The 19,849-nt window shown below is 70.6% G+C and carries 18 protein-coding genes; 8 read left to right on the top strand and 10 right to left on the bottom strand.

Going from position 1 to position 19,849, the window contains the following annotated elements; all coding sequences use genetic code 11:
- Nucleotides 1-40 precede the first annotated feature (40 nt).
- Both IT184_01260 and IT184_01255 read right to left on the bottom strand, forming a co-directional pair.
- A complete protein-coding gene (locus IT184_01260; GenBank protein ID MCC7007423.1) occupies nt 41-577 on the bottom strand; it encodes a hypothetical protein in 537 nt (178 codons plus the stop codon).
- Nucleotides 578-1,081 carry a universal stress protein gene (locus IT184_01255; protein ID MCC7007422.1) on the bottom strand — a complete coding sequence of 168 codons (504 nt, stop codon included), beginning with the start codon at nt 1,079-1,081 and terminating at the stop codon, nt 578-580.
- 165 nt (nt 1,082-1,246) lie between these two features.
- On the opposite strand from IT184_01255, the gene IT184_01250 reads away from it, so the two are divergent.
- Nucleotides 1,247-2,200 (top strand): PmoA family protein, encoded by a 954-nt coding sequence (locus IT184_01250; protein MCC7007421.1) that lies wholly within the window; start codon nt 1,247-1,249, stop codon nt 2,198-2,200.
- A 13-nt stretch (nt 2,201-2,213) separates the two neighbouring features.
- Here IT184_01250 and IT184_01245 read toward each other — a convergent pair whose 3' ends face one another.
- Nucleotides 2,214-3,422, bottom strand: coding sequence for a Tm-1-like ATP-binding domain-containing protein (locus tag IT184_01245; protein ID MCC7007420.1), 1,209 nt, complete (start codon nt 3,420-3,422; stop codon nt 2,214-2,216).
- Nucleotides 3,423-3,582: 160 nt separating this feature from the next.
- Between IT184_01245 and IT184_01240 the strand changes: the two genes are divergently transcribed.
- From IT184_01240 to IT184_01225, 4 genes are all read left to right on the top strand, one after another.
- Nucleotides 3,583-4,449 (top strand): xanthine dehydrogenase family protein subunit M, encoded by an 867-nt coding sequence (locus IT184_01240; GenBank protein ID MCC7007419.1) that lies wholly within the window; start codon nt 3,583-3,585, stop codon nt 4,447-4,449.
- Complete coding sequence (locus IT184_01235) at nt 4,449-4,925, top strand: (2Fe-2S)-binding protein (GenBank protein MCC7007418.1); 477 nt, start codon at nt 4,449-4,451, stop codon at nt 4,923-4,925. Before IT184_01240 ends, IT184_01235 begins: the two co-directional genes overlap by 1 nt.
- Nucleotides 4,925-7,204, top strand: coding sequence for a xanthine dehydrogenase family protein (locus tag IT184_01230; GenBank protein ID MCC7007417.1), 2,280 nt, complete (start codon nt 4,925-4,927; stop codon nt 7,202-7,204). The genes IT184_01235 and IT184_01230 overlap by 1 nt, the downstream gene beginning before the upstream one ends.
- A gap of 349 nt (nt 7,205-7,553) precedes the next feature.
- On the top strand, nt 7,554-8,549 hold the full coding sequence (locus tag IT184_01225) for an NTP transferase domain-containing protein (protein ID MCC7007416.1): 996 nt from the start codon (nt 7,554-7,556) through the stop codon (nt 8,547-8,549).
- Here the strand turns inward: IT184_01225 and IT184_01220 are convergent.
- Together IT184_01220 and IT184_01215 are read right to left on the bottom strand one after the other, a co-directional pair.
- The gene (locus IT184_01220) at nt 8,507-9,454 is read right to left on the bottom strand and encodes a tetratricopeptide repeat protein (GenBank protein MCC7007415.1); all 948 of its coding nucleotides are present in this window, start codon (nt 9,452-9,454) and stop codon (nt 8,507-8,509) included. The two genes, IT184_01225 and IT184_01220, sit on opposite strands and share 43 nt — an antisense overlap.
- Complete coding sequence (locus tag IT184_01215) at nt 9,451-11,499, bottom strand: hypothetical protein (protein MCC7007414.1); 2,049 nt, start codon at nt 11,497-11,499, stop codon at nt 9,451-9,453. The genes IT184_01220 and IT184_01215 overlap by 4 nt, the downstream gene beginning before the upstream one ends.
- Nucleotides 11,500-11,735: 236 nt before the next feature.
- Here IT184_01215 and IT184_01210 point away from each other — a divergent pair, with 236 nt between their 5' ends.
- On the top strand, nt 11,736-12,836 hold the full coding sequence (locus IT184_01210; GenBank protein ID MCC7007413.1) for a beta-propeller fold lactonase family protein: 1,101 nt from the start codon (nt 11,736-11,738) through the stop codon (nt 12,834-12,836).
- Between the two features lie 3 nt (nt 12,837-12,839).
- Here the strand turns inward: IT184_01210 and IT184_01205 are convergent, their stop codons facing one another.
- The 5 genes from IT184_01205 to IT184_01185 form a co-directional block, all read right to left on the bottom strand.
- The gene (locus IT184_01205; GenBank protein ID MCC7007412.1) at nt 12,840-14,516 is read right to left on the bottom strand and encodes an acido-empty-quinoprotein group A; all 1,677 of its coding nucleotides are present in this window, start codon (nt 14,514-14,516) and stop codon (nt 12,840-12,842) included.
- Nucleotides 14,513-15,442, bottom strand: a complete 930-nt coding sequence (locus tag IT184_01200) for a c-type cytochrome (protein ID MCC7007411.1) — start codon at nt 15,440-15,442, stop codon at nt 14,513-14,515. Before IT184_01200 ends, IT184_01205 begins: the two co-directional genes overlap by 4 nt.
- 64 nt (nt 15,443-15,506) lie before the next feature.
- Complete coding sequence (locus IT184_01195; GenBank protein MCC7007410.1) at nt 15,507-16,445, bottom strand: hypothetical protein; 939 nt, start codon at nt 16,443-16,445, stop codon at nt 15,507-15,509.
- Nucleotides 16,446-16,617: 172 nt separating this feature from the next.
- A complete protein-coding gene (locus IT184_01190; GenBank protein ID MCC7007409.1) occupies nt 16,618-17,013 on the bottom strand; it encodes a PilZ domain-containing protein in 396 nt (131 codons plus the stop codon).
- 122 nt (nt 17,014-17,135) lie between these two features.
- Nucleotides 17,136-18,134, bottom strand: a complete 999-nt coding sequence (locus tag IT184_01185) for a response regulator (protein ID MCC7007408.1) — start codon at nt 18,132-18,134, stop codon at nt 17,136-17,138.
- Nucleotides 18,135-18,263: 129 nt separating this feature from the next.
- On the opposite strand from IT184_01185, the gene IT184_01180 reads away from it, so the two are divergent.
- Together IT184_01180 and IT184_01175 are read left to right on the top strand one after the other, a co-directional pair.
- Nucleotides 18,264-18,845, top strand: coding sequence for a methylamine utilization protein (locus IT184_01180; protein MCC7007407.1), 582 nt, complete (start codon nt 18,264-18,266; stop codon nt 18,843-18,845).
- Nucleotides 18,842-19,849: a hypothetical protein gene (locus tag IT184_01175; GenBank protein MCC7007406.1), complete on the top strand. Its 1,008-nt coding sequence runs from the start codon at nt 18,842-18,844 to the stop codon at nt 19,847-19,849. Before IT184_01180 ends, IT184_01175 begins: the two co-directional genes overlap by 4 nt.

Genomic DNA, 19,849 nt, shown 5'->3' with positions numbered 1-19,849 from the left:
CTCGGGATATTCCGGGCCAGCGGACGGCCTGCGACCCGGATCAGGAGACTGGCGTGCCGAAGACCACACCGAGCACGATCGCGAGCGCGAGCGCCAGCCCGGCGGAGAGGACGCACACGGCGACGGCGCGCGCCGTGCTGCGGTAGTCGAGCGCGTGCTTCACGGCGACCACCATCGCCGCAAGCATCCAGAACCAGGCGGCGAGGAACACGGGCCACGCCATGCGAGGGAAGACGGCCAGCGCCTGTAGCAATCCTGGCGCGGCCGCGAAGCCGATCGTGCGCAGCAACTGCCCGGCGTCGGCGCGCGTGCCGGATTCCGGCAGCCATCGTCCGCCGATCTGCAGCACGAGCGTCGCCCACGCGATCCAGGTGACGAGCGCCAGGGCGGAGAACGCGGCCAGCGTTCCGGGCCGCGGTCCGTACACGCCGCCCGCGCCGAGGCCGGCGGCGAGGCTCGAAAGCACCACCACGACCCCGGCCTGGAGCGTCGCGCGGCGGTCGCTCTCGATGCCTTCGTACGCGCCGGCGTCGAGCATGGCCGCGCCCATCAGCCGATACAGGAATGCGCCCATCACCTAGGCCTCCTCGGCCGCGGGAGCTGCCGGATCCGGCACGACGAAGTCGTGTTCCGGATGCCGGACCGTGAGCACCGGACAGGGTGCGGTCCTCACGACGCGCTCGGCGACGTTGCCGAGCAGCAGGTGGGTCACCGGACCACGCCCGTGCGTGCCGATCACGATGAGGCCGGCATCGATCCGCCGGGCGTACGCGACGATCGTGGCGGCGGGCGTGGTCGCGATCTCGATTGCGGTCGTCGCGCGCAGTTCGCGGCGCTCGTCGTCGGTCAGGAGGCCGTCGAGCCGGCGGCTGGCGTCTTCCTCCATGCCCGTTTGCGCGAGCGCGATCTCCTCCGGCGTGCCGGCCGCCATCACCAGCGCGCGGCTGGCCACGTCCTCGACGACGTGCAGGACGTGCAGGTCGGCGCCGAACGTGCGCGCGAGCTCGCGGCCGTACCGGAGCGCGACGTCGGCGGCTTCGCCGAAATCCGTTGCGACGAGCACGTGGTGCAGCGCGACCATGGACGCCCCCTTCGGCGTGCAGTCAGCATGACCCGTGCCACGACGATGGCGCAAGGGCGATGACGCGGCCTGACCGGCCGCGGCGGCGCAGCCCGGGCGTTTTCGGCCTTGCAGGCAATAGTTCCAGTTCGTGTAGGATGCGCAAGTATCGGGAGGATCGCACGCATGATGACCCGTCGAGTGTTCTTCGGGCTGGCCGGCGCCGCGGCGCTCACCTCGCGCACGCGGGCCCAGGCGAGCGCGTTCACCTTCGACGCCGAGGGCGCGGGACGTACGCTGCGCGATCCGCAGGGCCGGATCGTCCTCGGCTACCTGACGAGCAAGCCGGCGGACGTGCCGCTCGCCGGCAACAGCGCCTGCTGCGTGCATCCGTTCAACACGCTGGCCGGCCAGCGAGCCACCGACATCGCGCCGGCCGATCATCGCGATCACCGCGGCATCTTCTTCGCGTGGCACGACATGACCTTCACGAAGGGCGGCGCCACGCAGAAGGCGGACTTCTGGGGATGGGGACGGTTCGCGCCGGTCGAGGACCGCGTGATCGTGAACCGCGACCTGCGCCTCGTGCGATCCGATGCGACGTCGGCCGAGATCGCCGTCACGAACGACTGGCGCATCGGCACCGAGGCCGTGCTGACGGAGGCGGCCGCCATGCGCGTCGGCGAATCGCAGGGCGCACGCGTCCTGGATCTGACGTACACGTTCACGTCCGGCTACGAGGTCACGCTCAATCAGATGGCGTTCACCGGCTTCTGTTTCCGCTGCCGGAAGGACGGTGCCTACGTGTTGAGCGACGCGAACGGCGAAGTGACGCTGCCGGACTCGAACGCCACGGACGCGACGAAGAACTGGCCGGCGCGCGATTGGTACAGCCACACGCTCACGCTGCCGGACGGCACGGTCATCGCCTCGGCGGTCATCGATCACCCGTCGAATCCGACGTCCACGTGGCACGAACCCAGGGGCGTGTCGTTCCTCAACCCGTGCGTCTCCGCGCTCGCGCCGGTGACGATTGCTGCCGGCACCCCGTTCGTCCTCCGCTATCGCGCCGTCGCGCACGACGGCCCGTTCCCCGCAGGCCTGCTCGACCGCATGGCCGCGGAATGGCGCCAGCGCTGACCTACCGCCGCGGCTAGCGCTTCAGCATGCCGAGGAGGCCGTCGGCCATCGCCTTGGCGAACTCCGGATCGTTGATGTGCGTGTCGAACACGTGGACGGGGATGTCCTTGCGCAGGTGCTGCCTGAGTGAGTCGAGCAGCGCCTGATCCGCTTCGGGCCAGGAGTAGGGCCCGCCGGTCGTCGAGACCACCGAGAGCCCGCGCAGCGGGAAGTAGACCGCGACAGGGCCGGTCGAGGCGTTCAGCTTGCCCGCGATGATGCGTCCGAGCTCGACGTTGTCCTCGGGCGTCGTGCGGATCAGCGTGATGTTCGGGTTGTGGATGTAGATCTTCCGATTGCGGTACTTCTCCGGAATGCTGTCGGGTTTCCAGAAGCAGACCATGTCGAGACAGCCGGGCGCGACGGCCGCCGGCACGCCAGCGTTGGCGGCGGCATCGAGCCGCGTCGGGCCCGCCGACATCACGCCGCCGAGCAGCTCGTCGGCCCACTCGGTGAGCGTGACGTCGAGCACGCCCGCGATGTCGCCGGCCTCGATGAGGCTCTCCATCGTCTGCCCGCCGCTCCCGGTGGCGTGGAAGACGAGCACCTCGAAGCCGGCGCGCTCGATGATCGCGCGCGCGGCTTCGACGCACTTCGTCGTGTTGCCGAACATCGAGGCCGCGACGAGCGGCTTGTCGGCCGCTGGCGGGACTTTCGCCTCGGCCATGCCGCAGATCGCGCCCGCGGCGCGCGTGAAGACCGCCCGGCTGATGCGGTTCAGGCCGCTGATGTCGACGATCGTCGGCATCATCGTGATGTCCTTGACGCCGACGAAGCCGCGCACGTCGCTGCTGGCGAGCGTCGAGACCATGACCTTCGGAATGCCGAGCGGCAGCGCGCGCATCGCGGCGGTCGCCACCGCCGTGCCAGCGCCGCCGCCCATGCCGATGATCGCGTCGACCTTGCCCTCGGCGTGCAGGCGGAGCACGACCTCGCGCATGCCGTTCGTCATGACCGTGACGGCGTGGCCGCGATCCGACTCGGCCACCAGATCGGCGAGCGGCACGCCGCCGGCTTGGGCGACTTCTTCGCGGCCGATGTCGGCAGGGAACGTCGGCTGGCCGAGCACGCCGGAGTCGATCACGATCGTGCGATGACCGCGCCCGGCGATCTGATCGCGCAGGAACGCGACCTCCTCGCCTTTGGTGTCGAGCGCGCCAATGACTACAATTGATGCCGCCATATGCGAGTCCGCCGTCGATGGATGTCCGTGCGCGAGCAACTTACCACAGCCGCTCCAACAGGCTCCCGCGCGCCGCATGCTCGGGAACGGATTGCGGACACGGCATCGGGCAGCGCCACCGAGCCGAGAGGCGATGCGCGCTCGGCCGCGAGGCGTTGACGTGGCCGCGTTCCGGTATCTCAGACCGCGCACGATGAGCGAGGCGATCGCCGTGCTCGACGAGCACGGCGCCGCCGCGCGAGTGCTCGCCGGCGGCACCGACGTGCTCGTGCGTCTGCGCCTGGGCCACCTGCGTCCCGCCGTCGTGCTCGACGTCAAGGACGTGCCCGAGCTCGACGCCGGCATCGTGGAGACGGACGGCGTGCTTCGCGTCGGCGCGCGAACCGTGATGACCGACCTCATCGCCGACGCCCGCGTGCGGCGCCATTTTCCCGCGCTCGCCGACGCCGCCTCGGTCGTCGGGTCCGTGCAGATCCGGAACCGCGCCACGCTCGCCGGCAACATCTGCAACGCGTCGCCGGCGGCCGACACGGCGCCCGCGCTGCTCGTCTACGGCGCCATCGTGCACCTTGCGGGCCCGCACGGCACGCGGCAGGTGCCGCTCGAGACGTTCTTCCTCGGCCCGGGAAAGACGGTCGTCGGCCGGGGAGAGCTCGTCACGGCCATCGACCTGCCGGTGCCGGCAGCGCCGGTCGGCGCCGCGTTCGGCCGGGTGACCCGCCGCCGCGGGGTCGATCTGGCCACGATCAACCTTTGTTGTTCCGTCACGCGCGACGGCCAGGCGCGGTTCGCATTCGGGGCCGTCGCGCCGACGCCGATTCTCGTCGCCGATGCGAGCGGCGCGTTCGCGCCGGACGCGCCGGCGCACGATCGCGACGCGGCGATTCAGCGCCTGATCGGCCACGCGCGGCCGATCTCCGACGTGCGCGGCGGGCGTGAGTATCGCCAGGCGATGCTGGCGGTGATGAGCCGGCGTAGTTGGACGACGGCGATCGATCGGCTGACGACGAGAAACGAGTCGCGTTGATGACCCCCGACCTGGTGTCGATTTCCTTCACGGTGAACGGTGTGCCGGCGACGGCCGCCGTCCAGCCGCACCACACGCTGCTCGACCTGCTGCGCGATCGACTGCAGCTCACGGGCACGAAGGAATGCTGCGCGGAGGGCGAGTGTGGCGCCTGCACGGTGCTGCTCGATGGCCGGGCGATCTGTTCCTGCCTCGTGCTCGCAGCCGAAGCCGACGGGCACGCCGTCACCACGATCGAAGGGCTGGCGGTGAACGGCCAGCTCGATGCGGTGCAGGCGGCGTTCCTCGAGAAGGGCGCGGTGCAGTGCGGCTTCTGCATCCCGGGCATGATCATGTCGGCGAAGTACCTGCTGATGACCAATCCCGACCCGACGCCGGCCGAGATTCAGGACGGGCTCTCCGGCAATCTGTGCCGGTGCGGCGGGTACCACCGGATCATCGAAGCGGTCGCGGCCGCGGCAAAGGCCGGGCGGTGATGGCCGACCCTCTCATCGGCCAGTCGCCGCTTCGCGTCGGCGGCCGCGAGCGCGTCACCGGCGCGCAGCAGTACATCGCCGACATCCATCTCGAGAACGTCCTGCACGTGAAGCTCGTGCACCTGGGCGTCGCTCGCGCCCGGATCGATCGCATCGACGTGGCCGAGGCGTTGAAGGTCCCGGGCGTCAGACGGATCGTCACGCCGGCCGACCTGCCGGTGCCAATGCCGCGCTTCGGGCCGGCCGTCACGGATCGGCCGCTGCTCGCCGTCGGCGAGACGAAGTTCTTCGGCGAGCCGGTCGCGGCCGTCGTGGCCGAGACGATCGACGCCGCCGAGGACGCCGCGGCGCTCGTCCGCGTCGTGTCCGAGGAACTGCCGGCCGTGCTCACCGTCGATCAGGCGCTCGCGCCCGGCGCACCGCTCGTGCAGGACCCCGCCCTCCGCGGCAAGGGCCCGCTCGCGCAGACGAACCGGCTGAACGAGTGGACGTTCGGGTGGGGTGACGTCGACGCCGCGTGCGCGGACCTCGTCCTCGAGCACGACTACGAGTTCCCGATGATCACGCACTTCGCGATCGAGCCGCACGGCTACATGGCGGCGCCCGACGAGCACGGCGTGACGATCTGGAGCCCGATGCAGCATCCGTTCGTGCTGCAGCGCGTCGTGGCGGCCGCGCTCGGCTGGCCGATCTCGAGAGTGCGTGTCATCTCGCCGGACCCGGGCGGCGGCTTCGGCGGCAAGGGCTGGCCGAAGTTCGAGCCGCTGATGGCGTACCTCGCCCTCGAGGTTGGACGGCCGGTGCGGCTGATCCTCACGCTCGAGGAGACGTTCCAGCAGGTGAGGCGGACGTCGGCCACGGTGCGGGCGCGCACGGGGTTCACGAGCGACGGGCGCATCGTGTTCCAGGATCTCGAAGGCCACTTCCTCCTCGGCGCCTACGCCGACATCGGCATTCGCGTCGTCAGCAAGGCGAGCTATGCGGCATGCGGTCCGTACCACACGCCGAACGCCCGCGTCATCGCGCGCGCCATCCTGTCGCACACCACTCCGACGACCGCGTTCCGCGGGTTCGGCACGCCGCAGGCGTCGTGGGCCGTGGAATCGCAGCTCACGAAGGCCGCGCGCCTGCTCGGCCTCGATCCTGCCGAGATCCGCCTGCGCAACGTGCCGGCGAAAGGCGAAGCGTTCATCCCGAACGACACGCCGGCCGATGGCGACTGGGGGAGCGCGATCCGGAAGGCGACCGCGGCAGCCGACTGGCACCGTCCGCTCCCGAAGCACCGCGGCCGCGGCATCTCGCTCGGGCTGAAGAGCTCGTCCACCGCGTCCGCCTCCCTCGCCATCGTCCGTTTGCACTACGACGGGAGCGCGACGATCCTGTCCGGCACGTCCGACATGGGCCAGGGTGCGCGGACCGTCTTCGCGCAGATCGCCGCGCAGGAGCTCGGGCTGAAGCTGGACGAGGTGGCCGTCGTGATGGGCGACACGGCCGTCGTGCCGTACGACTCCTCGACGTCGGCCAGCCGGTCGACCGTGTTCATGGGCAACGCGATCCTGAAGGCGTGCGCCGAGATCAGACGACGGCTGCGCACGCTGGCCGCTGAGGCGTTCGCGTTGGACGAAGAGCGGATCCAGGTCGAGCCCGGACGCGTCCGCCTGCCGGACCGCGAGCTCTCCTACGTCGACGTCTTGAAGGCGCGGTTCGGGCCGCCGCGAGGAGAGCTGATCGGCGTCGGCGAGGAACGCGGGGGCGGCTACGTGCCGACGCATCCGCTCGGAGGACGGCCGGAGTTCTGGGAGTTCATGTGCTCGGCGGCCGAGGTGGAGGTCGATCCCGAAGTGGGCACCGTCGAGATCGTCAAGCTGGTGCTCGCGAGCGATATCGGCCACGCGTTGAATCCGCAGCAGGTGGAGGCGCAGGACGAGGGCGCGGCGGTGATGGGCCTCGGCCACTCGCTGATGGAGCACCTCATCCTCAACGAGCACGGCCGGATCCTCAACCTCGGGGCGCTCGACTACCGGATTCCGACGGTGCAGGACGTCCCGCGCGAGCTCCACTCGATTCTGATCGAGAACCACGACGGCCCCGGCCCGTACGGCGCGAAGGGCGCCGGCGAAGGCGGCATCCTGGCGATCGCCGCGGCGATTGGCGCAGCGATCGGCGAGGCCGTTGGCGTGGAGATTCGCGACCTGCCTCTCACGCCGGAGCGCATCTGGCGAGCCATCCAGGAGAAGCAGAACCAGCAAGAGGCCGAGAAGCCCACGCTGACACGGTAGCCGTCGGCGACCGAGCGCGCACCATCGGCTCGCGCTCGATCCCCGTCTCGGTCCCGCGCCGGGAAATATTTCCCGGACTCAGGAACTATCCCTCGCGCCCGCATCGCGATGCGACGGCGAGTGCTCGACACGCGTTCGGGAAGGCTTGCCTATTCCGGCACCGATCCTGCTAGAGAAGCGTTGGAACACCGTCGACGTCTGAGAAGTGGTTCTCGAGTGTCATCGCGTCATGCGGTCGCTCGGAGCTCACGCTCACAACTCACGACTCCGCGGAGCTCGAAGAAGCCTGGAACCGCACGCCCCCCTCCAGGCCTGCCGGGTCCGTCCGCGGGCATTCGAGGAGCACGCCATGCGAGACCAACTGTGGACCGTCGTTCTTGCCGCGGGAGCGGGCAAGCGACTGGCCGCGGTGACGGGCGGCGTGCCCAAGCAGTTCTATCGCGCACCGTGCGGCACGTCGCTGTTGGGCCAAACGCTCGATCGTCTGCAGCCGCTGGCGCCACCGTCGAGGACGGTGGTGATCGTCGACGCGAGCCACGTCGACTACGTGGTTGCCGGCGAGGTGGCGGGGGCCGGCACGACCGTCGTCGTGCAGCCGCGCGATCGCGGAACGGCCGCGGGCGTGCTGCTGGCGCTCACGCCCGTCCTCGATACGCAGCCTGACGCCATCGTCGTGATCACCCCGTCCGATCATGGCGTGTTGGACGATGCGACGTTCCGGCGAGGAGTGGCGGAGGCGGCGCGGCGCGCACAGCAGCGCAACGATCTCGTGCTGTTCGGCGTGGAAGCCGCGGCACCGCGCGACGACTACGGCTGGATCTCGCTCGGCGAGGGGAGCGAGCCCGGCGGGTTCGTGCCGGTCTCGGCGTTCGTCGAGAAGCCGACGAGCGAGGTTGCCACGCGGTTGCTCGCTCGCGGCGCGGTCTGGAACACGATGGTGATCGTGGGGCGCGCGAGCGCGATCCGCGATCTCTACGTGGAGCTCTTGCCCGATCTGCACGGCGTCTTCGACGCGGCGCTTCGCTTGCCTCCGGCCGAGCGCGGCACGTTCCTGGAGTCGGCTTACGCCGCACTGCCGGCACACGACTTCTCGCGCGACGTTCTCGGACGCGCACGGCGGCTGAGCGCGTACATCTGGCCCGCGGCTATGGGCTGGTCAGATCTCGGCACGCCAGAGCGGCTGCACCAGTGGTACCGCGTGAGGTGTTCTGCCAGGGCGCGGCGAGCAGACCGCTCGGCCGACCGACGCGCCGGCCGGACGGCTCAGAGCGCAGCCGGCTCCGGCGACGACAGCCGATCCGGCTACGGGCGGGCCGCCAGCACGATATCGACGACCAACCTGTAGGGCACCGGGACGCCCGCGCGGGTCGCCGGCCGGAACGTCCATTCGGCCGCGGCACGGATGAGCGCGCGGTCGTACTCGGGATGCACCCGCTGCACGACGGTGATCGCCGTGACCTTTCCGGCGCCATCCACCAGCAGCTCGAGCTGGCCGCGATAGTTGCGCAGCCGATCGGTGGCGCTCATCGGCTTCCACGACGGGATGTCCCGAGACAGCGCTGTTGGCGGCGTGACGTCGGCATCGTCGGGCCCGTAGATGCGCGGCGGATCGGCCGATGGCGCAGGCGCCTCGGCCGGCGCTGGCGCGGGCGGCGCAGCCGCCGTCGGTCCGGACACGGCGGGTGCAGGACTTCCGCTCGCGACCTCATCGGCGGTGCCGGACGGCGTGACGCGGGCGAGATCACGGAACCCGACGGCGAGCAGCCGCAAGTCCGCCAGGCCGGGATCGTCGTGCGGCCCGAGCTCGTCGATGAGCGCGACGACCCGATCGAATCCGAGGGAGGCGGGCGCGAGCTCGCGCCGATCGAGGTGCCTTCGGGCGTTCGCGTACAGCTCCCGGACGAGCGGCGCCAGCAGCGGCCGGCGGACGTCCTCGAAGTACGCGCGGACGCGCGGCGACGTCTCCGTCGCCGGCGGGCGGTACAGCGGATCGCGCCGCACGATTTGTTCGACGGCGGCGCGTGCCTGAGCGTCCTGGCCCATGGCCAGCAGGCAGAACATCTCGTAGGCCGCAACGTCGGGATCGTCGGGCGCGCGCCCGCGCAGTTGCTGGAGCACGCGCAGCGCTTCGTCGTACGACGCCGACGCGTAGTAGTCCTTCGCGCGCGCGAGCGACTCCTGTCCAGCCGCGCGAGGCGGCGCCGCCAGCAGCGCGGCCGCGACCAGCCCGCCGATCGCCAGGCGAATCATCGCTGGAAGCTCGCGCTCACCCGCGTCACGCCCTCGGCCTTCACGAGCGCGACGATGCGCTGCTCGCCGAGCTGCGGATGGCGGAACAGGAACTCGTGCGAGCCGGCCGGCAGCGACACGTTGGCGAGCGGCGTGTCGCCCGCGGCGGTGCCGTCGATCGAGACGCTCGCCCACGGCGCCGCGTTGATGTTGACGCGCCCGTTCGGAACGGCGAGCGTCACGTTCGCCAGCTCGCCCGGCTTCACGGCAATCCGCTGCTTGACGCGCAGCGCGATCGCCTCGTTGACGAGCTCGAGATCGTGGCTGCCTTCGGGGAGAGCAATGGGACCGGCGGTCGTGCCGATCAGGACGCCGGCTTCGAACACCTGGCAGTCGAATGGCGCCATGACCCTCACGCCGCCAACCTGACCCGTCGGCTTCGCACGAGCCGGTGTGCTCTCGGCTGGCGCAGCACCGGCGCTGGCCGGCGGGGCAGGCGGCGGCGGAACAGGAACCGAAGATGCCGAAGCTCCCGGCGCGGCCGGCGACGTGCCCGCAGCAGGAGCGGGCGCCGGCGTCACGTCGGGCTGATCGGCGGACGGTGCGGCCGCCGGTGCCCGGCCGAGGGCCGGCGCGGCGATCGTCACCGAGGGCACGGCCGGCGACGTCGGCTGTGACGTCAGCAGCCCCGCGATGGCCGCGGCTTGAACGCTCGCCACGACCGCGAGCGCGATGAGCACCCAATGGACGAGGCCGAGCCTCATGGGCTTCCGAGACGAGGAGCTCTTCTCGACAGGTACTGGCATCGGGACCATAGGTGCCGCACTCGGCTCGGGCGCGTCATCCGATGCGATCGACGAGAGCGGCGACGTCGGGATCGTCGTGACGGCTGGCGCGACGGAACGAGGCGACTCGACGGATGGAGGTGGCGGTTGCGGTGCGCGATCCTGGATCGACGGCGGCGCGACGACCGGTGCGCCGGATCGAGCGCCCACCGATGCGCTGCGCGGCGCGACGCGGCTCGCTGGATCGCTCGTCGCCGGTGCGGATGCAACTCCAGGAGCCTCGGGCTCCGCAGATGGTGTAGGCACTCGCCGTTCAGCGACCGAAGAAGCACCGAGCGCCTGGTGAGAAGACAGCGGCACCGGCGGAGCCACTGGCCCTGTCGCGAGGGAGGGTGGCGCGGCCGCCGGCTGCTGCGGCGTCTCGGCGTCGCTGGGCCGAGCCGCATCCGCTCCACGAAAGGCGACGACCGTACCGGATCCGGCGGCCGTCAGCGCCTCGAGCGCGTCGAGCGCGCACTCGAACGGCGTCTCGACGAGCTGAAGCGCCTGCTCGAGCCATGAGCGCATGTCACGCGTGTCAGCCCCGCGACGTCCGGCCTCCTCCATCAGGGCCGGGATGTTGCCGCGAAAATCCGAAGGCTCGAGCCGCCGGCCGAGGAGCAGCGCCAAGGCGATGAACCCGATCTGCACGACGTCGAGCCGAGGATCGAGCGGAACGGCGCCCGGTGCGTCCGGAACCGCAATCCCGAGCTCCTGTCGCAGTTGCGCCGCGGACCAGCGCATCGACTCGACGGCTGGTGCAAACGGCAAGTCGACGATCACGAGACGGCCGTCGCGGGTGACGACAATCCGATCGGGCGTCAGCAATCCGTGGGCGAATCCGGGACGCACCTGCTGAATCGCACAGACCGCCGGCGTCACTTGACGGACGAACTCGAGCGCAAATGCCGCGCCTCGCGCTTGAGCGAGCACGTCGGCGAGCCGGCGCCCGGGCACGTGCGGCGAGACCACGCCCAGTCCCTCGCCGCCATCGAGCCACTCGACGCTGCGAGCGACCGCCAGCGCCGGATGCCGGAGCTGGCGCAGGTCGTCCACGCGGAGTCGAAGTCGGGCCTCGAACTCAGGCGCGTCGATGAACGTCCGCTGCAGTCTCAGGATCTCCAGCGGACCGTGGGTCGGGTCCTGGACGAGCCATCGTTCGCCGAGGCCGTCGGCGGACAGGCGTCTGCTTTGAGTCGTGTCGGTGTCGACGCCGGGCAGGTCGGCCGGCACTGGGGACATGCGATTCGAGGCTGGGAACATGGTGAACGTCCAGGCTCGCGGCGAGCGCAAGAAGTGGTCCAGCCTGGACGGCGAAGAGAGTCCCGTTCGAGGCCGAGATCCGCCGGAGCAGCGAGCGCCGCCTGCCGAAGTGGCTGACGGATCTGTGCGATGATTTCGTTCTCGTAAGAGAGCGTCCTGGAGCCGCGAGTCCTGAGAGCGGTTCTGCACACTGAGCACACTGAGAGGAGCGGCGTATGCGAGGTTCATATCGTGGATGGTGGTCCGGTGGCCTGGGCGTGCGGGCGGTGCTCGTCGCGGCGGTGGTCGCGGCCGGGTGCGGACAGAGCAGTACACCAGCTCCGGCGGCCACGACGCCTGCGCCGGCTCCTGAACCCCGCGTGAAGCTCTATGTGTCCGACGAGACCGGCGGCGAGATCGTCGTCGTGGATCCCGATGCGGGCAGCGTCATTCAGCGGATCGCGGTCGGCAAACGTCCTCGCGGGCTCCAGATTTCGCCGGACGGGACCAAGCTGTACGTGGCGCTGTCGGGGTCACCGATTGCCGCGCCCGGCGTCGACGAGAGCACGCTTCCGCCTGGCGATCGCAGCGCCGACGGGATCGGCGTCGTGGATCTCGCGACGCACAAGGTCGCGACCGTGATGCAGAGCGGCCAGGATCCCGAGTCGTTCGACGTGAGCGACGATGGCCGCACGCTGTTCGTCTCGAACGAGGAGACCGCGGAGATGTCGGTCGTCGACCTCGGCACCGGCACCGTGCGCGCACGGGTGAAGGTCGGCGAGGAGCCGGAGGGTGTGACGATTCGTCCGGACGGCAAGGTCGTCTACGTCACCTGTGAAGAGGAGAACGAGGTGGTGGCCGTCGACACCACGGCGCTGAAAGTCGTCGCCCGCATGAAGGCGGCCGCGCGGCCGCGGTCGGTCGTGTTCACCGCCGACGGCCGTACGGGCTTCGTGACCGGAGAGAACGGCGGAGCCATCACGGTCTTCGACGCCGGTACGCACAAAGTGACCGCGACGATCGCGCTGCCGAAGGACGGCCCGGTTCCGCCGCGGCCGATGGGCGCGGTCCTGTCGAACGACGGCAAGGAGCTGTTCGTGTCGCTCGGCCGCGCGAAGTCGGTCGGCGTCATCGACGTCGCGTCGCGCAAGCCCGCGCGCACGATCGGCGAGGTCGGCGATCGGCCCTGGGGCATCGCCCTCAGCGCCGATGGCGCGACGCTCTACACGGCGAACGGCCCATCGAAGGACGTCAGCGTCATCGACGTCGCGACGGGCCAGGTGAAGCGGATCGTCACCGGCGGAAGCCCCTGGGGCGTTGTCGCCAAGGGGCGCTGAGCGTCACGGGTTCAGCACGAAGTCGAACAGCGTGTCGTTGACCGCCACGAGCACGTGCTGCCGGCCGTCGAGCCGGTACGTGATCGGCGGGTTCGTGGCGGTGCCGATTCGCGTGTGCCACAGCGGCGCGCCCGTGGCCGCATCGTAGGCGACGAAGTTGCCGCCTGCGTCGCTCGTGAAGACGAGGTTGCCGGCCGTGGTCAACAGCCCGCCACCGCCGCCCGCGAGCCCGGTGGCGCCGACGTACGGCCGGCGCCAGGCAATGCGCCCGGTGGTCGGATCGACGGCGGTCAGGAAGTTGCCGCCGGTGCCCACGTCGATCTTCTCGTGGCCGCCGAGCCCCATGGATCCTCTCGGATCGGGATCCGTCAGGTAGAAGATCGAGAAGACGTTCCGTTCCGACACGTAGAAGAGCTTCGTATTCGGGTTGTACGCCGGCGGCTCCCAGTTGATGGTGCCGGATGCGTTCGGCGAGACGATGGCGCCAGGAATGATCGGATCCTTGTCGGGATCGCGCTGCACGGTGCCGTTCGGGCGCACGTGTACGCCCCAGTTGGTCGTGAGGCCGTACGGCACCGTCACGACCGGTTCACCCGTGACGCGGTCGACCGTGTAGAAGTAGCCGTTGCGCGCGGCCGTCGAGACCAGCTTCCGCGGGCGGCCGTTGACGACCGCGTCGATCAGAATCGGCGTCTGGGCCGAGTCCCAGTCGTGCGTGTCGTGCGGCGACGTCTGGAAGTGCCACGCCATCTTCCCGGTGTCCACGTCGAGCGCGACGAGCGAGCACGTGTACAGGTTGTCCCCCTCACCGCGCCCCGGCGTGTAGGCCGGCGTCGGGTTCCCGGTGCCGAAGATGTACAGCCGCGTCTCGGGATCGAAGACGCCCGGCAGCCACGGATGCGCGCCCCCGTAGCGTGCCGCCTCGAGGCTCGGCCAGGTCTCGAGGCCGGGATCGCCGGCGTTCATCGGCACGAGGTACGTGCGCCACTGGACGTCGCCGGTGACCGGATCGAACGACTGCATGTAGCCGGGTGAGTCGAGATCATTGCCCGTCCCGACGAGCACGTGATTGCCGGCGACGATCGGCGCGGTCGTCGAGAAGTACTGCTGGTTGAAATCCGCGTGGACCTTGTTCCACCGTTCCCTGCCCGTCTTCGCGTCGAGCGACACGAGGTAGTTGTCGGGCGTCACCATGTAGAGGAAATCGTTCCAGATCCCGAGCCCGCGGTTCGCGATGTGCGTGCCGCCGCGCGTCTTCCAGAAGTAGTGCCACAGCAGGCGCCCATCGCGCGCGTCGACCGCCCAGGCATTGTCCGGGGCCGAAACGTAGAGCGTGCCGTCCACCATGAGCGGCGTGCCTTTGACCGTCGGCGCCGAGCCGGCTGGGAAGTCGCCGCTGCCGAAACCGCCCACCTGCATCGCCGCGCCGCCGCCGCGGCCGGGCGTCGCAGAGCCGGCCGGCATGCGGCTCATCCAGGCGAGCGAAAGATGGCGCACGGTGCTGGTGTCGACCTCCTTCAGCGCGCTGTAGCGGCGGCCGGAGTAGTCGCCGGAATAGGTTGGCCACGAGTCGCCGAGCGGGGCGGCGAGCTGCTCGGGAGCAATGCCACCGCCCTGCGCGGAGAGCAGCATCGGGGTCGACAGGAGTGCGAGCGCGAACAGCAATCGTGTGCGGGTCATTTCAGAGTCGCCAAGTACGCCGTGACGTCGTGCATGTCTTTGTTGGTGTAGACGCGGAGCAGATCGCGATGCGCCGAGAGCGGGTCGCGGATCTCGACGCGCGGCACGTCTTCGCGCTCGCGGCCGAAGCTGCGCAGTCGCCCGTCCCCGAGCGCCAGCGTCACGATGAAGTCGTCGATCTTGACGAGCCGTCCGGACACCGCCGGCCCCGACGCCGGCGTGACCGTGGCGGTGACGATGCGGCGGGGAGACGCGGCGGCACCGCGGCCGCCGCCGCCCGCCACCCAGAGGTTCTGCAGCGCTTTCGGATCCGGCACGCGCGAGGCGAGCCCCTGCAGATCGCCGGTCGGCGAGTGACACGTGCTGCACTTCGCGGCGAAGTACGCGGCGCCCGCGGCCGGATCGCCGACGAGCACGTTGAGGACGACGGGAGGCCCGGGCGGCGGTGCGCCCTGGCCGCGGCTCTGTGCCACGACGCTGTGGAGGTACGCCGCGACGGCGTTCACGGCATCGGGCGGGAGCGGAATCGCCGGCATCCCGCGTTCCGCGCGGCTGCCCTGCAGGATCGGCTGGAGCAGCGTGGCGAGATCGTCGGCGAGCACGACCGGCGATCGCAGCAGGTTCGGGCCGCCGAGCTGGCCGCCGCGCAGATCGCCGCCGTGGCAGCTCGTGCACGACACGCTGTAGAGGCTCTGGCCGCGCGCGACGAGCGCCGGGTCGGCAGGCGGACGCTGCTGCGCCGGAAACGTCGCGCGACCGCGGCCGCCGCCGGCCGGCGCCTGCGGGCCGGCCTGCCGTCCACCGCGCGCCGCCGGCGCGGCCGGCGTCGCCGGTGCGTTCTGCGCCGCCTCCGATGGCGCGCTCATCGGCAGCGCGAGGCCGGCGACGAGCGCCAGACTTCCGGCGCCGCTGAGGATTCGTCTCACACGCATGAAGACACGTACTCCTGGTCCTGTGGCGCCACCGGCGCGGCGGGCCTGCCCGAGCCGATCAATTGGCAATCCGCGTCGGCGCTCGGACCGTCAGCCCCTTGCGCTTCGAGGACACGGACACGCGATCGTTCGGCTTGACTCCTGCCGGCAACGTGTAGGTGATCTCGTACTGGTTCACCAGTTCGGCCGCGAGCCTCTGCATCGTCGGAATCAGCGTCGTCGCGACGACCTGATCGTGATAGCCGCCCGAGTCCTTCGACCCCTCGCCGAGGATCGTGCCGAGCGTGAGCATGCCTTCCTGCACCTCGGACTGCGCCGCGGCCTGCGCGACGCCCGCCGCGGTCGCCGGGGTCGTCGGGTTGCCGCGCTGGATCCCTTGCGTGCCGGTGGTCGAGATCGCGTAGAGCACCGCACCGGTGCGGCGGATGGCTTCGCGCACGGTCTCGGCGCGGACCGGTGTCGGCCCCTCCCCGCCGTTGCGCATGATGACAACCGCGGGCCGGTAGCCTTCGCGGTCGATGTCCTTGGTCGCCTCGAGGATCGCTTCCACGAGCTGAGCGCTCGCGCCGCTCGCCATCGCGCGCCGGCCGATCCGCAGAAGCCCCTCGCGCAGGACGTCCACGCTGTCGGAGTAATCGGAGAAGCGCTCGGGCTGCGTCGAGATGCCGGTGATCGCGACTTCGCCGTGGCCGAGGACCGCTTCGACGAAGCGGAGCGCCGCGCCCTGGAACTGACCCGTCCCGCGATCCGAGATGATCAGCGCCACCCGCACCGGCCGGGCGGCCAGCTTCACGTCGCCCAGCGACACGGCCTTGCCGCCCTCTTTTACCTCGAACTCCGCGCCCTGCATGTCGAGCACGGGCTTGCTGTCCTTGTCGAGCACCGACACGTAGATTCGCCGGGTGTCGGCCTGCGCCCTCAGATCGCCGGGCGCCATCCAGACGAGCGAACACAGTACGAGCACGCCGACGAGCGTCGGTCGAAGCGGATGCAGCATAAGGCCCTCGCTGCCGAGTATAGCCGACGCCCCTCGCGGCCGCGGCGAGGTCCGCCGTGAAGGCGCGACGACGGTGCACGCCCGCCGGATCACCGGCGCAGCGCGCGCGGCGATGGATCAGTCGGCGGCGTGTTCGCTCGCGTGCCGTCGCGTCGAATCGAGGTGTTCCGGATCAGGAGGCGAGGCCGGACGGTCCGTCGCCGGTCACGAGGTCGACGAGGCGCATGGCGGCTTCATCGGTGCCCGGCGTGCCCGGCACGAACTGCCAGCCGACGACGAAGCAGGGCGCGCCGCAGTCGGTGACGGCACGCTGGCAGTGGACCACGGTCGCGAGCAGGTCGATGGGCGCGGCGTGTCCGGCGGAGACGCGGATGACGTGCCGCGTCCCGGGCCAGAACGGCGCCGTGGCCTGCACCTTCATGCCGTGATGGCTGACGTCGGTGATCGTGATGCGCGCGCTCGTGCCGAAGACCTCGGCGTGTACTTCCCCGGTCGGCGTGAGCCTCGGGGTACGTCGCCGGTCCATCTGAGCGGGGGAGGGGACCGCGGTGTACTTGAGGAGCTCCATACGCCGGCCGCAAAACGCAATCTACGTGCCACGACTTCCGATGGAGCCCCGACACCGGCAGTGCCCGCCCCGACGTCGCACCGGCACTGCCCGGGCCGGCGCGCACGGTTTTGAGCGACCGATTACAGTTCCGGCACGGGCGCGCCGGTCTGCCGCGTCTCGACGAACGCCTCGACGAGATCCCGACGGAAGAGGCCGCGGCCGGCCTCGCGCTGCAGCTCGGCCAGCGCCAGCCGCTGATCGAGCGGCGCGCGATAGGGCCGCACCGTCGTGAGCGCGTCGTAGACGTCGACGACGCCGATGACTTGCGCCAGCAGGGGGATCTGGTCGCCGCGGAGCCCGTCGGGGTAGCCGCTGCCGTCGAGCCGTTCGTGATGATGGCGGACGATGGCGCGCACGCGGCCGAGCGCGCGCAGGTTGCCGCAGAGCCGGTCGCCGACGACCGGATGCTCGCGCATGCGCTCCTGCTCACGCGCCGTGAGCGGTCCGGGCTTCAACAGGATGGCGTCCGGGACGGCGATCTTGCCGATGTCGTGGAAGTAGCCGCCGCGCGCGAGCGCCTGCAGGTCGTCCTCCTCCAGATTCAGCTTCAGCCCGAGCTCGGTGGCGTAGCGTGAAAGGCGCTGACAATGGCCGTCGGTGTAGGAATCGCGCGCCTCGATCATGAGCGCGAGGCTGCGCAGCACCTCCTCGGCCGAGTCCAGCTCGTCGGTGTACCGCTTGAGCTGCATGAGCGATCGGACCCGCGCCTTCAGCTCGGCCTGATCGATCGGCTTGGTCACGAAGTCGTTGGCGCCGGCTTCGATCGCCTTGATGCGGTCGGCCGCCTCGGCCGCGCCGGTCATCAGCACGACCGGCGTGAGCCGCGTTTCCGGCGACGACTTCAGCGCGCGGCACAGATCGAAGCCGTCGCACTTCGGCATGCGCACGTCCGAGAGCACGAGGTCGGGACGTTCGCGCATGACGAGGTCGAGCGCCTCCTCGCCGTCGCGGGCGCGGGCCACGCGATAGCCCTGCGCGGACAGGATGTGATCGAGCAGGCTGAGGTTGGCGTCCAGATCGTCGACGACGAGGATCGTTCCGCCTGGCGCCGCACGTCCCGACCGCGAGGGCGACAACATCGCGCGTGATGTTACTCCACCCGAGCTGGCACTCACACGACGGTCGCGCAGGACTGCGCGGTGACGCGCAACGCGTTGTCGCATCCGGCAGCAGATCGCCGGGCATGCGCCTTGCTACGTGGTCGCGGCATGAGGCGTCCTCTCGCGGCCGCGCTGGCGCTCGTGGCGTTGTTGCCATCACGCGCGCTCGTCGCGAACAATCTCACCGGCCTCGCGCTCGCGTCAGGCCGGCCGGTGGCCGACGCCGTCATCTGGCTGGACGTTGCCGACGGCCAGCCGCCGGCCCCCTCGTCCCAGGCGGACGCGGTGCTGAACCAGCGCGATATGCAGTTCTTCCCGCACGTGCTCGCCGTGCGCGTCGGGACGCGCGTCAAGTTTCCGAATCACGACCGCGTCTTTCACAACGTCTTCTCGTTTCACGACAGCCGCAAGTTCGACCTGGGACTCTACCCGGTCGGCATGGTGAAGGAAGTGCCGTTCGATCGGCCGGGCCTCAGCCGGGTGTTCTGCAACATCCATCCGCAGATGGCCGCGTACGTCATGGTCCTCGAGACGGCTTACTACGCGGTGTCCGATCGCGGCGGGCGGTTCGTGATCCCGAACCTCCCCGCGGCGCCGACGCGCTACCACGCGTGGCGTCCCGGCGGGCCCGTCCTGAACGGCGAGTTCGATCCGTCGTCCGGGGCGCCGCTCGAGGTGTCGTGGCCGTGACGTCCGGAGGCTGGACGCTCGCCGCCGGAAGCGCCGTCGCCCTCATCCTGATGGGTCCCGCGCCGGCTGGCGCTCAGGTGTCGCTGACACGGGAAACCGACATGACCGTCGGCCATTCGACAGATGAGGCCACGGCGGGCGGCGTGCAAGTCCGGTTGTTCGGAGCCGTGGGCCGCGGCTGGCGCGCGCAAGTCGAGGCGACCTGGGCCGCGACGGGCGTAACCGGTTCCGACGCCTTCGGCACGTCGTTCCCGTACGACGACCGGCTTCACGTGATGGAGACGTACGTCGAGCGCACGGCCACGGCGCGCGGCCTGATCTTCGGCGTGCGCGGCGGACGATACCGCACGCCGTTCGGCATCTCGGGACGAAGCGATCACGGCTACTTCGGGTTCGCGCGCGCGCCGCTGATCCGCTACGGCGGCAACTGGGCCTTGTCGAACACCGCGCTCGAGCACGGCGTCTCGGTGCTCGCGGGCCGTGCGTCGCTCACCGTCGAAGCCAGCTTCGGCACGCCGGGCGATCCTGGCGACGATCCACGGCCGCGCACCCGCGACGTCGTCGTGCGGGCGCAAGGCGTCTACCGCGCGCTGGTCCTCGGCGTCAGCCGTCTCGACTCGGAAGCCTACCGCGAAGGCCCGTGGGTGTCGGGGCGCATGCGCTTCACCGGCGTGGACGCGCGCTGGATGCGCGGCGGCGTGATGCTGCGCGGCGAGTGGATCACGGGCCAGCCCTTCGACGGCACGAGCACCCGCGGCGGGTACGTCGACGTCATCGTGCACCGCGTGGGCATGGGCCCCGTCACGGCCGTGGCGCGGCTCGACCGGCTCGACTACCTCGCGGACAGCCGCTCGAGCTTCCTTCGCCGGTACACCGCAGGGGCCCGGCTGCGCGTCCTCCGGCCGCTCGCGGTGTTCGTCAACGTCGTCCACCAGCCGCAGGCGCTGCGCACCGGCCGGCACACCGCGATTGACGTCGGCGTGACGCAGACGCTGCGATTCTGA

The sequence above is a fragment of the Acidobacteriota bacterium genome (assembly GCA_020853395.1).
In the GTDB taxonomy this organism is placed as follows: domain Bacteria; phylum Acidobacteriota; class Vicinamibacteria; order Vicinamibacterales; family SCN-69-37; genus JADYYY01.
Note: the sequence above shows the minus strand (reverse complement) of the source record. Positions and strands in the feature narration are given on the sequence as shown.